The sequence below is a fragment of the Rubrivivax gelatinosus genome (assembly GCF_016583785.1).
In the GTDB taxonomy this organism is placed as follows: Bacteria; Pseudomonadota; Gammaproteobacteria; order Burkholderiales; family Burkholderiaceae_C; genus Rubrivivax; species Rubrivivax gelatinosus_B.
Genome location: NZ_NRRU01000040.1, coordinates 1 through 14,868 on the forward strand (window position 1 = coordinate 1; position 14,868 = coordinate 14,868).

The 14,868-nt window shown below is 70.7% G+C and carries 9 protein-coding genes and 1 pseudogene; 9 read left to right on the plus strand and 1 reads right to left on the minus strand.

The features are described from left to right. Positions 1 to 579: TetR family transcriptional regulator (locus CKO43_RS12145; RefSeq protein ID WP_200230187.1), on the minus strand; the 579-nt coding region annotated here is incomplete at its 3' end. Positions 580 to 659: 80 nt separating this feature from the next. On the opposite strand from CKO43_RS12145, the gene CKO43_RS12150 reads away from it, so the two are divergent. The 9 genes and pseudogenes from CKO43_RS12150 to CKO43_RS26425 all read left to right on the plus strand — a co-directional run. Next, positions 660 to 1,325, plus strand: a complete 666-nt coding sequence (locus CKO43_RS12150; RefSeq protein ID WP_200378788.1) for an O-methyltransferase — start codon at positions 660 to 662, stop codon at positions 1,323 to 1,325. Positions 1,326 to 1,630: 305 nt separating this feature from the next. Further along, positions 1,631 to 5,941 (plus strand): PAS domain-containing protein, encoded by a 4,311-nt coding sequence (locus CKO43_RS12155; protein ID WP_200378789.1) that lies wholly within the window; start codon positions 1,631 to 1,633, stop codon positions 5,939 to 5,941. 237 nt (positions 5,942 to 6,178) lie between these two features. Further along, positions 6,179 to 6,553 carry a response regulator gene (locus tag CKO43_RS12160; protein WP_200378790.1) on the plus strand — a complete coding sequence of 125 codons (375 nt, stop codon included), beginning with the start codon at positions 6,179 to 6,181 and terminating at the stop codon, positions 6,551 to 6,553. 17 nt (positions 6,554 to 6,570) lie between these two features. Continuing rightward, positions 6,571 to 8,904, plus strand: a complete 2,334-nt coding sequence (locus CKO43_RS12165) for a response regulator (RefSeq protein ID WP_200378791.1) — start codon at positions 6,571 to 6,573, stop codon at positions 8,902 to 8,904. Next, on the plus strand, positions 8,901 to 10,061 hold the full coding sequence (locus CKO43_RS12170) for a methyl-accepting chemotaxis protein (RefSeq protein WP_200378792.1): 1,161 nt from the start codon (positions 8,901 to 8,903) through the stop codon (positions 10,059 to 10,061). Before CKO43_RS12165 ends, CKO43_RS12170 begins: the two co-directional genes overlap by 4 nt. Positions 10,062 to 10,081: 20 nt before the next feature. After that, entirely contained in the window at positions 10,082 to 10,453 is a 372-nt protein-coding gene (locus tag CKO43_RS12175; RefSeq protein ID WP_200230174.1) for a response regulator, read from the plus strand. A gap of 9 nt (positions 10,454 to 10,462) precedes the next feature. Next, on the plus strand, positions 10,463 to 10,777 hold the full coding sequence (locus CKO43_RS12180; RefSeq protein ID WP_200378793.1) for an STAS domain-containing protein: 315 nt from the start codon (positions 10,463 to 10,465) through the stop codon (positions 10,775 to 10,777). Continuing rightward, positions 10,774 to 12,915, plus strand: a complete 2,142-nt coding sequence (locus tag CKO43_RS12185; RefSeq protein WP_200378794.1) for a chemotaxis protein CheA — start codon at positions 10,774 to 10,776, stop codon at positions 12,913 to 12,915. The genes CKO43_RS12180 and CKO43_RS12185 overlap by 4 nt, the downstream gene beginning before the upstream one ends. Before the next feature lie 11 nt (positions 12,916 to 12,926). Continuing rightward, a pseudogene (locus tag CKO43_RS26425) lies at positions 12,927 to 14,438 on the plus strand (PAS domain-containing protein); the annotation flags it as partial. Positions 14,439 to 14,868: the final 430 nt, after the last annotated feature.

The following is a 14,868-nucleotide window of genomic DNA, read 5'->3' on the forward strand; positions in this document are numbered from 1 at the left end:
CCCCATCGCCCGCACCCGCGCCTGAGACCTCCCCGTCTCCGACACCCGCTTGCCCACCGCACTCAGCGTCGTCGTGATCAGCTCCGCCGCCAGCGCGCGCCGCGCTTCAGGAGCCTGCGGCATCACCTCGTCGACAAACGCCCGCAGCGCACGTTCGCCGGCCGCGCGTGTGTCCAGCGCCTCGGGCGCATCCCGGTACAGCGGCGCCGCATCGTCCAGCGCCCCGCGGATCGCCGCTTCCTCGCATTCGGACTTCAGGAAGGCGTGCACCAGCCGCCGCAGGCGCTCGCGCGGCGGGCGGCGGCGGTCTTCCAGCAGTCGCGCCAGCATCTCGCTGGTGCTGCGCCACTCGTCGCTCTGCAGCCGGAACAGGATCGCCGCCTTGTTCGGGAAGTACTGGTAGATCGAGCCGACGCTGACGCCGGCACGTTCGGCCACGCGTGTGGTCGTGAAGCGGCGCGCGCCTTCCCGGGTCAGAACCTGAACCGCCGCCTGCAGGATGGCGCTCACCAGGTCGTTGGAACGGGCTTGTTTGGGCCGTCGGCGCGAGGTGATGGGCGGTTGGCGTGGCTCGGTCATGTTCGGCTCCCGGAACGCGAATGGCGAATGTGAAGAGTGCTTCATATTATTCACGGCACTCCCCTCTTGAAAGACCGTGCATGAACACCCTGGACACCGCGCCGCTGGCGCCCCTGCTGGACCGCCTCTTCGCCGAAGCCGACGCCGCGCTGCCGGCGTTGCACGCGCTGCTGGCCGGCCTCTCGCCCGACGAACAGGCCGCCGCCGTGCGCAGCCGCAGCGGCTACCGCGAGCTCTACGCCCGCCTGAAGGACCAGCCGCTGCCCGTCTCGCGCGAGACCGGCCGGCTGCTGTACCTGCTGGCACGTGCCACCGGCGCGCGCACGGTGGTCGAGTTCGGCACCTCGTTCGGCCTGTCGACGCTGCACCTGGCCGCGGCGCTGCGCGACAACGGCGGCGGCCGGCTGATCGGCAGCGAGTTCGAGCCCGGCAAGGTGGCCCGCGCCCGGGACAACCTCTCCGCCGCCGGCCTGGCCGACGGCGTGGAGATCCGCGAAGGCGACGCGCTGCAGACGCTGGCCGCCGGCCTGCCGCCGGTGGTCGACCTGCTGCTGCTGGACGGCGCCAAGGCGCTGTACCCCGAGGTGCTGGCGCTGGTGCTGCCGCAGCTGCGCCCGGGCGCGCTGGTCGTCGCCGACAACGCCGACGACTGTCCCGACTACCTGGCCTTGGTGCGCGCGCCGGGCTCGGGCTGGCTGTCGCTGCCCTTCGGTGCCGACGTCGAGCTGTCGCTGCGGCTGGGCTGACGGCGCCTGGCGCCCGCTGCAGGCCTGGAGCTGCCAGGTCCTGCTCGTGCACGGGCGCGCCTGCGTCGCGCGACGAGGAAGGTTTCGTGCGCGGCCTCGCCGGCCGTCTCACGCGCTGCCGCTGGCCGCCGCCCCGCGTCCCGGGACGCGGGCCGAGGCGCAGCGGCACTACTGGGCACAAGGCGGAGCCGCGAGCGTTCCGTCTTCAAGTCCATCCGGCTACGGCCGATGAACGGGGCAAGGCATGGCGCCCGGCCGGAATACTCCCGCCGGGCTGCTGCTGCCCCCACCCGGCGGGACCTTCGATGAGCCTACTTCCTGCCGTGCTGGGCCTGCTGGTGCTCGTGGCCTTGGCCGGGGCACTGCTTGCGCTGGCGGCCAGCCGCGCAGCCGGGCGCACGCTCGCTCGCGAGCGCGAGCGGCTGCTCAAGATCATCGAGGGCACCGACGTCGGCACCTGGGAGTGGAACCTCGAGACCGGCGCCATCGTCGTCGACGAACGTTGCGCGCAGATCGTCGGCTACACGCTCGAGGAGCTGGGCCCGACCTCGCTGGCCAGCCTGCGCCGCATGACGCACCGCCGCGACCTGGCCCGGTCGGCCGCGCTGATGCGCCGCCATGCCGCGGCCGAGCTTCCCGGCTACGAGTGCGAACTGCGGGTGCGCCACAAAGACGGGCGCTGGGCCTGGGTGCTGTCGCGCGGCAAGATCTTCAGCCGTGCCGCCGACGGCCAGCCCCGGCTCATGGCGGGCACGCACATGGACATCAGCGAGCGCAAGCGCGCCGAGACGCTGCTGCGCGAGTCCGAGGCCCTCAACCTGTCGATCCTCAACTCGGTCAGCGCCGAGATCGCGGTGCTCGACCGCGACGGCGTGATCATCGCCGTCAACGAGCCCTGGCTGCGCTTCGCCCGCGAGAACAGCCCGCCCGATGGCCGGGCGGCGGCCGGCACCGGTGTCGGTGCGAACTACCTCGGCATCTGCCAGCCGCAGGGCCAAACCACCGACGGTGCGGATGACGCGCACGCCGCGCGTGCCGGCATCGCCGCCGTGCTCGAGGGCCGGCTGCCGCGCTTCTGCATGGAGTATCCCTGCCACTCGCCGCGCGAGCAGCGCTGGTTCAGCGTCACCGTCACGCCGCTGGGCAGCGACGGCCGCGGCGCGGTGGTGTCGCACGCCAACATCAGCGAGCGCCGCCGCGCCGAACTCGATCTGCAGGCGCAGAACATCAAGCTGGACATGAACCGCCAGGTGCTCAACGCGGTGTCGGAGGCCATCCTGGTCAAGGGCGCCGACTCGAAGATCATCTGGGCCAACCGGGCGTTCCTCGACTACTACGGCATGGACTTCGCGCAACTGCAGGGCCTGGTCGACGCTCCCTTCGTCGAGCCCGACCTGACGCAGCAGTACCTGCGCGACGACGCCCAGGTGTTCAGCTCGGGCCAGGCACTGGACGTCGCCGACGAACAGGTGACACGTTTCGACGGCGTGGTGCAGCAATGGCACACCGTCAAGTCGCCGATCTTCGACAGCCAGGGGCAGGTCGTGGCCACGGTCGGCGTCTCGCGCGACATCAGCGCGCGGCTTCAGGCGGCAGACGAACTGCGCGCCAGCCAGGCCTTGCTCGACGCCACCGGCCGCATCGCGGGCGTCGGCGGCTGGACGCTGGACATCGCCACGCAGACGGTACGGTGGACCGACCAGACCTGCCGCATCCACGACGTCGAGCCCGGCTACCGCCCGAGCCTGGAGGACGGCATCCGCTTCTACGCGCCCGAGGTGCAGCCGGTGGTCGAACGCGCGGTGCGCGCCAGCATCGCCAGTGGCGCGGGCTTCGATCTCGAACTGCCGCTGACCACCGCCACCGGCCGCTCCATCTGGGTGCGCGCTGTCGCCGAGCCGGAACTCGTCGACGGCCGCACCGTGCGCCTGATCGGCGCCTTCAAGGACATCAGCGCGCGCCGTGCGCTGGAAGACGAACTGCGCCGCCAGAGCGAACTGCTGGGCAGCGTGCTCGAGCACCTGCCCTGCGGGCTGAGCGCCTACGACCGCGACCTGAAGCTCCTGGCCAGCAACGGCGAGCACCAGCGCCTGCTCGATCTGCCGGCTGCCTTGTGCCAGCGGCCCGGCATCGGCCTGGAGGAGGTGCTGCGCTTCAGCGCGGCTCAAGGCGAGTACGGCGACACGGGTGCCGAGGCCACGGTGCAGTCCATCCTGGACAAAGCTCGCGGGTGCACGGCGGTGTATCTCTCGGAGCGCATCCGTCCCAACGGCATGACGGTGGAGCGATCGGTCGCGCCGCTGCCCGGTGGCGGCATCGTGGTGACCCACAGCGACATCACGGCGCGCAAGCTGGCCGAGCGTGCCTTGCAGACGCAGACCGAGCGTCTGCGCCTGGCCGCCGACAGCGCCGGCATCGGCGTCTGGGAGTACGACCCGGTCCGCGGCACGGTCGACTGGGACGACATCTGCTACCGCATCTACGGCATCCGTCGCGATGCGAGCGTCACAGCGCTGGATCTCTGGACCAGCCACCTGCATCCGCAGGACGCCGAGCGTGTGCTGGCCGACTTGCAGGCAGCGATGGCCGGCCAGGGCAGCTTCAAGCCCGAGTTCCGCATCTTCCGCGCCGATGGCGAGCTGCGGCATATCCAGGCCGCCGCCCACGTCGTGCGCGACGCCGCCGGGCTGCCGGTCCGGATGACGGGCGTGAACATCGATGTCACGCCGCAGCGGCTCGCTGAACAGGCGCTGCGCGACGCGATGCAGGCGGCCGAGGCGGCCAACGTCGCCAAGAGCCAGTTCCTGGCCAACATCAGCCACGAGATCCGCACGCCGATGAACGCCATCCTGGGCATGCTCACACTGCTGCAGCAGACGGCGCTGACGGCGCACCAGGCCGGCTACGCCGACCGGACCGAACGCGCCGCGCGTTCGCTGCTGCGGCTGCTCAACGAGATCCTCGACTTCTCCAAGTCGGAGGCCGGCAAGATGGTGCTGGACCCGCAGCCCTTCAGGCTGGACGAACTGCTTCAGGACGTCGGCTCGCTGATGTCGGCGAGCCTGGGCGTCAAGCCGGTGACGCTGCGGCTGGACATCGACCCCACGATCCCGCAGCGGCTGGTCGGCGACGCGTTCCGCCTGAAGCAGGTGCTGATGAACCTGCTGAGCAATGCCATCAAGTTCACCGCCGTCGGCGAAGTCGTGCTGTCGATGCAGGCCGCGCGGCGCGACGAAGCCGAGGTGAGGCTGCAGGTGGCCGTGCGCGACTCCGGCATCGGCATCGCGGCCGAGAACCACGAACGTGTGTTCATCGGCTTCAGCCAGGCGGATGCCTCGATCACGCGGCGTTTCGGTGGCACCGGCCTGGGGCTGGCCATCAGCCAGCAGCTGGTGCTGCTGATGGGCGGCCGGCTCGGGCTGGACAGCGCGCTGGATCAGGGCAGCCGCTTTCACTTCGAGCTGACGCTCGCTGTGGCCGACGGCGCCGCGCCGCTGCTGCCGGTGCCGCTGGGGTGGCCGCGCCGGGTCAGCGCCCGGCGGCGCCTTGCGGGCCTGCGCCTGCTGCTGGTGGAAGACAACGCCGACAACCAGCAGGTCGCGCGCGAGTTGCTGGAGGCCGAGGGTGCGGAGGTCTGCCTGGCCGGTGACGGGCAGCAGGCGCTGGCGGCCGTGGCCCAGGCGCAGCCGCCGTTCGACCTGGTGCTGATGGACCTGCAGATGCCGGTGATGGACGGCTTCACCGCGACGCGGCTGATCCGCCGGGAGCGCGGGCCGCAGGTCCTGCCCATCGTGGCGATGACGGCGAACGTGATGGCCGTGGACCGTCAGGCCTGCCTCGCCGCCGGCATGAACGACCATGTCGGCAAGCCTTTCGATCTGGACCATCTGGTGCACGTCCTCTGCCGCCATGCCGGGAAGGCGCCGGCCGGGCCCGCAGCGCCGCCGCCGCTGCCTGCCGCCTTGCCGGCGGCGCTGCCGATGGTGGTGCTGGACGCGGCCGTGGCGGCGGGCATCGTCATCGGGCCTGCGCTGCAGCGCCTGGGCGCGCGCGTCGACATCTACCAGCGCATGCTGCGCGCCTTCGTCCGCGACCTGGCCTCGATGCCGGGGCGGCTGCGCGGCCACCTCGAGCAGGCCGAACTGCCGGCTGCCGTGCGCCTGCTGCACGACCTGAAGGGCCAGGCGGCGACGCTCGGTGCCGTCGACCTGGCCGACGAGGCGGCGCGGAGCGAGAAGCGCCTGGCGGCGCTGTGCGGGCCATCGGTCCCGGCCGATGGCGCGGCAGCCGCGCTCGCCGACGCCTGCCGCGCCATCGACGCGGCGTGCCCAGCGCTGCAGGCCTTGCTGCAGCGGCTGCAGGCCCTGCCGCAGCGCCCAGCGGACGCCGCGCCGACGGCGGGTGACGCCGCGGCCTACGCGCAGGACCTGCTCAGCCTGTGCACGCAGCTCGGCCAAGGCGACATGGCCGCGACCGACAGCGTCGACGCGCTGCAGCGACGCCACGGCGGCACCCAAGACGGGGGCCTGCAGCCCTTGGCCGACGCCGTCGGCGCGCTGGACTTCGAGCACGCGCTGCAGCTGTGCCGGCAACTGCTGGAAGCAGCGCAGGCCTGAAGCGTGCGCCGCCGCGGCGGCCGCCCGTTCCCGCTCGGTCGAGCCGGCCTGGCGCAGCCGTATTTGGAAACATCCAAATACTTTAAAACATCTAAAGTGATTCCAGGCGAGGTCGAAAACTAAGCATCGGCTTTGCCTTCAAGAATCAGGTCTGGCGCCATGCCCCATAGCAAGATGCAGTTGCCCGGCGGTTGCGGAGCCCTCGCCACCCCGGTGGCCAGGCGGCCCGTGTCGGCGATGCGCGCCCTGCTGGTGGACGACGACAAGTTCATGTTGACGGTGCTGGCCGACCTGCTGGGAGACCTGGGCGTGCACGGCGTCACGACGGCCACCAGCGGTGCCGAGGCGACCATCGCCTTCGACCGCCTGCTGCCGCCGCCCGACGTGATCCTGTGCGACCTGAAGATGCCCGGTGGCGACGGCTTCCAGTTCATGGAGGTCCTGGCTTCGCGCAAGTACGCCGGCGGCGTGGTGCTGGTCTCGGGCATGGAGGCCCGGGTGATGAACTCGGCTTCGCTGATGGCGCGTTTTCACCGCCTGAATGTGCTGGCCTTGCTGAACAAGCCCGTCAGTGCGCCGGCCCTGGCTGCCGCGCTGGCGCAGCTGCTCTGAGTTCCGGCCACGCCGTCATGTCGACCTCTCCCGTGCGCGCCGCAGGGCCGCGCCGTCCCACCCTGCTCGTCGTCGACGATCAGATGCTGAACATCCAGGTGCTGCACCAGGTGTTCGGCGCCGATCACCAGGTGCTGATGGCCACCGGCGGTGCGCAAGCCGTGCAGATGTGCCGCGCCCACCTGCCCGACCTGGTGCTGCTGGATGTGGTGATGCCCGGGATGGGCGGCCACGAGGTCTGCCGTCGGCTCAAGGCCGACCCGCTGACGCGCGACATTCCGGTCGTCTTCGTCACCGCCCAGGACGACCCGGACATGGAGACCCGCGGGCTCGAACTGGGCGCCGTGGACTTCATCGTCAAGCCGATCAGCCCGGCCGTGGTGCGGGCGCGCGTCAAGACCCATCTGGGCTTTTCACGCACCAGCGCGCTGCTGGCGGCGACGCTGGAGTCCGCTGCCGCGGGCATCCTGGTGACGGACTTCAACGGCCGGGTCAGCCTCTTCAACGCGCCCTTTCTGGCGATGTGGAGCCTGACCGCGGAGACGATGGCCGCGTGCCGCGACGAGACGACGGTGTTCGACCTGTTGCAGGCGCGTGTGCTGCACCCCGAAACCCACCGCCTCGAACTCGACGCGGCGCTGGCGCGCGGCGAAGCCCCTGACCGCTTCGACGCCATCGAGCTGCCCGACGACCGCCACCTCGAGCGCCAGATCCGCCCCTTCCGCATCAACGGCCGCCAGGCCGGCCACGTCATCAGCTTTCGCGACGTCACCGAACACTGGCGTGCCGCCACGCAGCTGCGTGCGCTCAACGACACGCTCGAGGCGCGCATCGTGCACCGCACCAGCGAGCTGCAGGCCGCCGTGCAAAGCGCCGACACCGCCAACCGTGCCAAGAGCGCCTTCCTGTCGAACATGAGCCATGAGATCCGCACGCCGCTCAGCGGCGTGATCGGCATGGTCCACCTGGCGCTCAAGGCCGACCCCAACGAGCGCCAGCGCGAATGCCTGGAGCAGATCCAGTTCGCCGGCCAGCATCTGCTGGGCATCGTCAACGACATCCTCGACTTCTCCAAGATCGAAGCGGGCAAGCTGCAACTGGAAGAGACCGACTTCGTGCTCGCCGAGCTGCTGGCCGCCTTGGCCGGCCAGACGACTCCGGCCGCGCTGGACAAGGGCCTGAGCCTGGTCTTCCAGTGCGACGACGGTCTGGCCGAACGCTATCGCGGCGACGCCCTGCGCATCCACCAGGTGCTGCTGAACTTCGTCGGCAACGCCGTCAAGTTCAGCTGCCGGGGCGAGGTCCGGGTGCGAGCCATGGCGCCAGACGGTGCGGCGCCTGGCTGCGGCCTGCGCTTCGAGGTCAGCGACCAGGGACCCGGCCTGACGGCGGCCGACGCCGCCGGCCTGTTCCAGTCTTTCCACCAGGCCGATGCGTCGACGACGCGCCGCCATGGCGGCACCGGGCTGGGGCTCGCGATCTGCCGCCAGCTGGCCACGCTGATGGGTGGCGAAGTCGGCGTGCACAGCCAGCCCGGCGTCGGCAGCACCTTCTGGTTCAGCGTGCCGGTGTCCGTGGCCACCCAGGGCGTCGCCGTCGAACCCGCGGCGCCGGACCTGGCCGTGATCCGCGGCGCGCGTGTCCTCGTCGTCGACGACAACCTGCTCAACCAGCGTGTCGCTATGGACCTGCTTCAGGACCTCGGCGCCCAGGTCGACCTGGCCTCGAACGGCCAGCAAGCCGTCGAATGGCTGCAGCGGCAGGCCTTCGACTGCGTGCTGATGGACCTGCAGATGCCGGTGCTCGACGGCCTGCAGGCCACGCGGCTGATCAAGGCCATGCCCGCGGCCGCGGCCATCCCCGTGATCGCCGTGACGGCCAACGCCAGCGAGCACGACCGCCTGCGCTGCCTCGACGCCGGCATGGTCGACTTCATCGGCAAGCCCTTCAATCCTGCACACCTGTACGCCACGGTCGCCCGCTGGCTGGGCCAGGCGCGGCCCGTGGAGCCCGAGGCGCCGTCCTTCGACCTGGCGGTTCTGGCGCACAACGTGGCCGGCAACCCGCAGCGCATGCGCCGCTATGCCTCGATGTTCCAGGAGTCCATTGCGCAGACGCTGGCCGAGTTGCACGCCGCGCTGGAGCAGGGCGACCTGTGCGCGCTGGCCGATCTGGGGCATCGCCTGAAGGCTTCGGCGCGCATGGTGGGTGCGCTCGGCTTTGCCGATCGGTGCCAGGCGCTGGAGGACCTGCGCGAGCAGGGCTCGCTGCAGCAGGCCAGCACGATCGTCCAGGCGATGCCGGCGCTGCTGGAGCAGGCGTCGGCCCGCCTCGACGAGGAGTTCGCATGAACGCCGGGCGTCGCAACCTGAACGTGGTCCTGGCGCTGGGCGCCTCGTGTTGCGCGGCACTGCCGCTGCTGGGCGGACACCCGGGCGCGCTGGAGCTGATCGCGGCGCTGGGTGTGGCCGTTGCCAGCGGCCTGCTGGCCTGGCGCGCCGGCGGCCCTGTGGCCGTGGACCAGGTGCCGGCCGAGCCGGGCGCCGGAACCGGGCCGAACGAATCGCTTGCGCCCTTGCTGCAGGCGGTGCTGCCGGTCTGGCTTCAGCACGCCGGCAGCGTCAGAACCCAGACCGAAGAGGCGGTGCATCGGCTGGCGCAGAGCTTCGCGTCGATCACCGAGCAGTTCGAGGCCGCGGGCTTCAAGGGCACGAACGCAGCCGCGCTCGACCCCGACGAGACCACGATAAGCCTGCTCACGCTGTGCGAGCGCGAACTGCAGCCGCTGGTGGCTTCGATGAAGCACATCCTGGACGGCAAGGGTGTGCTCGTGTCCAGCGTGCACGAGCTGTCGCGCGCCACCACGGAGTTGCAGGACATGGCCAGCGGCGTCGGCCATATCGCCGCGCAGACCAACCTGCTGGCCATCAACGCCGCCATCGAGGCGGCCCGTGTCGGCGAGGCCGGCCGGGGTTTTGCCGTCATCGCCAAGGCGATCCGCGATCTGTCGCACGAGTCGGCAAAGACCGGCAAGCGCATCACGGAGCGCATGGCGCAGGTCGCGACGATCATGCACACCACGGCGCAGACCGCCGTCGACGCCACCGAACACGACCAGACCGCGATCGAGCTGTCGGCCAAGGTGATCGAGGACGTGCTGGCGCATGTGCGCGAAATCAGCGGCAAGTCCGAGACCATGCGCACGCAGGGCGGCGTCATCCGCGGCGAAATCGACAGCCTGATGATCGGCCTGCAGTTCCAGGACCGGGTGAGTCAGCTGATCACGGTGGTCGAAGCCGACATCGGCCGCATGAGCGAAGGGCTCGAACAGGCCCGGCCGCTGCCGCCGGCCCAGGTCTGGCTGGACGAGCTGCAGCAGCACTACACGATGCCCGACCAGCGCCGCAGCGCGGCGCCGGTGGCGGCCGTTCGCAGCGCCGCCGTGGCCGCCTGCGCCGCGCCCGCGCCTGCCGCCGCCCCCGCTGCGGCGACGGCCATCTTCTTCTAGATCACCGCAACGGACCTCCCATGGCCAAGACCATTCTGATCGTCGACGACTCGAGTTCGCTGCGAGTCCTGGTGAAGCTGGCGCTGGTGCGCGCGGGTTATGCCGTGATCGAAGCCGGCGACGGCAAGGCCGGCCTGGCGCAACTCGAGCAGGCGCCCAAGGTGCACCTGATCGTCAGCGACGTGAACATGCCGACGATGGACGGCATCACCTTCGTCAGCCAGCTCAAGCAACAGCTCAAGCACAAGTTCACGCCGGTGATCATGCTGACCACCGAGAACCAGGACGCCAAGATCCAGCAGGCGCGTGCCGCCGGAGCCAAGGCCTGGCTGACCAAGCCCTTCGATCCGGCGCAGCTGCTCGACGCCGTCTCGCGTCTGGTCCTGCCCTAGGCGCCGGCCATGCACCACGCCATCCCCGCCGCGGCGCTGCCGGCCGATCTGACCATCTGTTCGGTCGGCGAATGGGCGCCGCGCCTGCGCAGCTGTCTCGCCGCCGCCGACACGGCGGCCGGCGCCCCGCCGCTGTACCTGGACGCCGCCGCCGTCGAAGAGGTCGATGCCGCCGGCGTGCAGCTGCTGCTGGCGCTGTCCAACTCGCTGGGCCGTGAGCGGCTGCGGCTGGTGGCGCCGAGCACGGCGCTGATGCGGGCCTGCCGCGCACTGGGCGCCGAGCACCTGCTGGCCGAAGACCAGGCTCCCGAGGCCACGCCATGAGCCGCGTCCAGAGCGACCAGAGCTTCGTCGCCGAAGCGCTGCCGGCCTTCATCAGCGAGGCGCACGAGCAGATCGAAGCCCTCGAACAGCTGCTGCTGCAGCTCGAGGACGCGCCCGACGACAGCGAGCTGCTGGCGGCGCTGTTCCGCTGCGCGCACACCATCAAGGGTTCGGCCGGCGTCTTCGGCCTGGATGCGGTGGTGGCCTTCACGCACCATGTGGAGACGCTGCTGGAGCGGTTGCGCGCCGGCCAGTTGCGGCTCAGCCCGGCGCTGAGCACGCTGCTGCTGCTGAGCAACGACGAGATCCGCGCCCTGGTGCACGCCGCCGAACACGGCCAGGCCGAGGCGGACGATGTCCAGGCCGCGCGCGCGGCCATCGTCGCGCAGTTGCAGGCGGCCAGCGGCGATGCGCCCGCGCCGGCCTCGGCCGCGCCGCCCGGCGCCGCCGACGCGGCAGTCGCCGGCGCCCGGCGCTGGCAGGTGGCGGTGCGCTTCGGCCTCGAGACCTTTCGCAACGGCATGGACCCGTTGACCATCCTCGACTACGTGCGCGGCCTGGGCGTGGTGAGCGGCCTGAGCTGCGACAGCGCGGCGGTGCCGGCGCTCGACGCTGCCGACGGCGCCGAGGCCTTCGACGCCGAGAGCTGCCACCTCGGCTTCACGTTCTGCCTGGACACGGCGGCGCCGCGCGAGGACATCGAGCGCGCCTTCGCTTTCGTACGCGACGACTGCACGCTGGATCTGCGTGAAGCCGCCGCTGCCGTCGCCACGGCGCCGGCCGCGGCGACGGCAGCGCCGCAACGTACACGCGACGTGGCGGCGGCCGCCGCGCCGGCGGGCGAGGGCCGCTTCATCCGCGTCCACGCCGACCGCCTGGACGAGGTCATCAACCTGCTGGGCGAGCTCGTCATCGCCGGTGCCGGCGCGGCGATGCTGGCGCGCGAGACCCGCCAGCGCGGCCTGGTCGAGGTCACGCAGCGCATCACGCGACTGATCGAGGGCGTGCGCAACAACACGCTGCAGCTGCGCATGGTGCCGATCGGCGACACCTTCGCGCGCTTTCGCCGCGTCGTGCGCGACACCGCGTCCGAACTCGGCAAGGACGTGCTGCTGGAGCTGGCCGGCGGCGATACCGAGCTCGACAAGGCCGTGGTCGAGCGCATCGCCGACCCGCTGATGCACCTGGTGCGCAATGCCCTGGACCATGGGCTGGAAACGCCGGCGCAGCGGCTGGCCGCGGGCAAGCCGGCCCAGGGCCGGCTGAGCCTGAGCGCCTGCCACGAGTCGGGCAGCATCCTGATCCACATCCGCGATGACGGCCGCGGCATCCAGCGCGACAAGGTGCTGCAGCGCGCCTGGGATCGCGGGCTGGTCGAGCCCGGCGTCGAGCCGCCCGAGGACGAGATCCTGAAGCTGATCTTCGAGCCCGGTTTCTCCACCGCCGAGACCGTGACCAATCTCAGCGGCCGCGGCGTCGGCATGGACGTGGTGCGACGCAACATCGAGGCTTTGCGCGGCTCGGTGGCGATCACCAGCGAGGCCGGGCAGGGCTCGGCGATCGCGATCCGCCTGCCGCTGACGCTGGCCATCATCGACGGCTTCCTGGTCGGTGTCGGCCCGTCCAAGTTCATCTTCCCGCTCGACGCGGTGGTCGAGGTCATCGCGCAGCGGCGCACGACGACCACCGCCGACGCGAACGGACGCAGCTGCGTCGAGCTGCGCGGCCAGATGCTGCCGGTGGTCGACCTGCGCGCGCTGTACGCGCTGGATTCGGCGCGCTCCGAGCGCTGCAGCGTCGTCGTGCTGCGCCACGGCAGCAGCCGCTTCGGCGTGCAGGTCGACGCGCTGCTGGGCCAGCACCAGACCGTCATCAAGCCGCTGGGTCTGCTGGTGCGCAGCCTGCGCGGCATTTCGGGGTCTTCGATCCTGGGCACCGGCGAGGTCGCGCTGATCTTCGACGTCCAGGCGCTGGCTGAACTGGCCGTGGCCGGCAGGCCGCACGCGGCGCCCCGGCCCGCATCGCCCCTCTCCGAGGTCTGCACCGTGTCCGCAGACCCCTCCATTTCCGCTGACCCGGGTTCGCGCAGCCGCGTAGCGCCCGCCCACGCCACGCAACCGCAAAAGGCCTCCACGTGAAACTCGACAACATGAAGTTATCCGGCCGGCTTGCGCTCGGCTTCGGCACGGTGCTCGTTCTGATGGCAGCCGTGGCCTTCAACGGCTACCGCAGCCTGGAGTCCGTCAACGACGCGCTGATCGACATCACCCACGAGCGCATGCCCAAGCTGCTGGCGTCGGACGACTGGGAACGCGACGTCTACATCACCGGCCGCGCGATGCGCAACATCGTGATCCTGCCCGACGCGGCCGACGTGAAGAAGGAGCTGGCGACCTGGACCGAAGTGAACAAGGCCATCGACGCCAACATCGCCGGGTTCACGAAGACGGTGCGCAGCGATGCCGGCAAGGCCGCGCTGAAGGCGGCGCTCGACAAGCGCGCGGTCTACGCCGAATCGGAAGAGGCCTTCATGCGGCTGGCGGCGGCGGGCGACATCGCCGGTGCGCGCAAGGTCTTGCTCGACGGGGCGCGGGATCAGCTGGCGGCCTACGTCGACGCGATCCACAAGTTCTCCGCGCATCAGAAGGAGAGTGTCGAAGGCGCGGTCGTCGAAGCCGGCAGCACCGTCAGCCAGGCCCGCATGCTGACGTTCATCCTCGTCGGCCTGGCCATCACCCTCAGCGTCGCCGTGGCGCTGTGGCTGTCGCGCAGCCTGACGCGGCGCCTGGCCCAGTTGCTGGGCATCGCCCGCGGCGTGGCCGCCGGCAAGCTGGACAACGTCATCGACGCCGGCAGCGGTGACGAAATCGGCCAGGTGACGGCCGCGATGGGCCAGATGCAGACCGACCTGCTGGCACGCGAGACGGCCGACGCCGACTCGCGCGGGCAGATCGCCGCCGTCGGCAGGGCGCAGGCGGTGATCGAGTTCGCGCTCGACGGCACCGTGCTCGCGGCCAACGACAACTTCTGCAGCGCGCTGGGTTATGCCAGCCAGGAGATCGTCGGCAAGCACCACAGCCTGTTCGCCGAGCCGGCCTATGCCGCCAGCCCCGAGTACCGCCATTTCTGGGCCAAGCTCAACCGCGGCGAGTACGACGCCGGCCAGTACAAACGCATCGGCAAGGACGGCCGCGAGGTCTGGATCCAGGCCAGCTACAACCCGATCATCGACAAGGCCGGCAAGCCGATCAAGGTCGTCAAGTACGCCACCGTGATCACCGCCGACAAGCTGCGCGCCGCCGACTACGAAGGCCAGCTCAAGGCCATCGACAAGGCCCAGGCCGTGATCGAGTTCGGCATGGACGGCAAGGTGCTGCGCGCCAACGACAACTTCCTGCAGGTGCTCGGTTATTCGCTCTCCGACGTCGTCGGCCAGCACCATTCGATGTTCGTCGACGCCGCCGACCGCAACAGCGTGGACTACCGGCTGTTCTGGGAGAAGCTGGGCCGCGGCGAATACGACGCCGGCCAGTACAAGCGCATCGGCAAGGGCGGCAGGGAGTGCTTCATCCAGGCCAGCTACAACCCCATCCTGGACATGAACGGCAAGCCCTTCAAGGTGGTCAAGTACGCCACCGATGTCACCGCCGAGGTCAACGCCAGCCGCATGCTGCGCGAGGCCGTCGAGCAGACGCAGGTGGTGACGACCGCGGCCCGGCAGGGCGACCTCGGCAAGCGTGTGCCGCTGGAAGGCAAGAGCGGGCCGATCGAGTCGCTGTGTGCCGGCGTCAACGAGCTGGTCGATACCACCTCGGTGATCTTCACCGATGTCGGCCGCATCTTCGGCGCGCTGGCCGCCGGTGACCTGTCGCAGCGCGTGACCCGCGACTACGCCGGCACCTTCGACCAGGTCAAGCGCGATGCCAACGCCACGAGCGAGAAGCTGGCCGTGATCATCGAGGACGTCGGCCGCGTCTTCTCGGGCATGGCCGAGGGCGACCTGACCCAGCGCATCACGCGTGATGCCGAAGGCGTGTTCGACCAGGTCAAGCAGGACGCCAACACCAGCTCGGACAAGCTGGCCAGCATCA

What these genes read in the sequence shown, in the direction of transcription:
- CKO43_RS12185 (WP_200378794.1), top strand. Translation starts at nt 10,774, where the DNA reads ATGAGCCGCGTCCAGAGCGACCAGAGCTTCGTCGCCGAAGCGCTGCCG.
- CKO43_RS12150 (WP_200378788.1), top strand. Translation starts at nt 660, where the DNA reads ATGAACACCCTGGACACCGCGCCGCTGGCGCCCCTGCTGGACCGCCTC.
- CKO43_RS12170 (WP_200378792.1), top strand. Translation starts at nt 8,901, where the DNA reads ATGAACGCCGGGCGTCGCAACCTGAACGTGGTCCTGGCGCTGGGCGCC.
- CKO43_RS12180 (WP_200378793.1), top strand. Translation starts at nt 10,463, where the DNA reads ATGCACCACGCCATCCCCGCCGCGGCGCTGCCGGCCGATCTGACCATC.
- CKO43_RS12175 (WP_200230174.1), top strand. Translation starts at nt 10,082, where the DNA reads ATGGCCAAGACCATTCTGATCGTCGACGACTCGAGTTCGCTGCGAGTC.
- CKO43_RS12165 (WP_200378791.1), top strand. Translation starts at nt 6,571, where the DNA reads ATGTCGACCTCTCCCGTGCGCGCCGCAGGGCCGCGCCGTCCCACCCTG.
- CKO43_RS12160 (WP_200378790.1), top strand. Translation starts at nt 6,179, where the DNA reads ATGCGCGCCCTGCTGGTGGACGACGACAAGTTCATGTTGACGGTGCTG.
- CKO43_RS12155 (WP_200378789.1), top strand. Translation starts at nt 1,631, where the DNA reads ATGAGCCTACTTCCTGCCGTGCTGGGCCTGCTGGTGCTCGTGGCCTTG.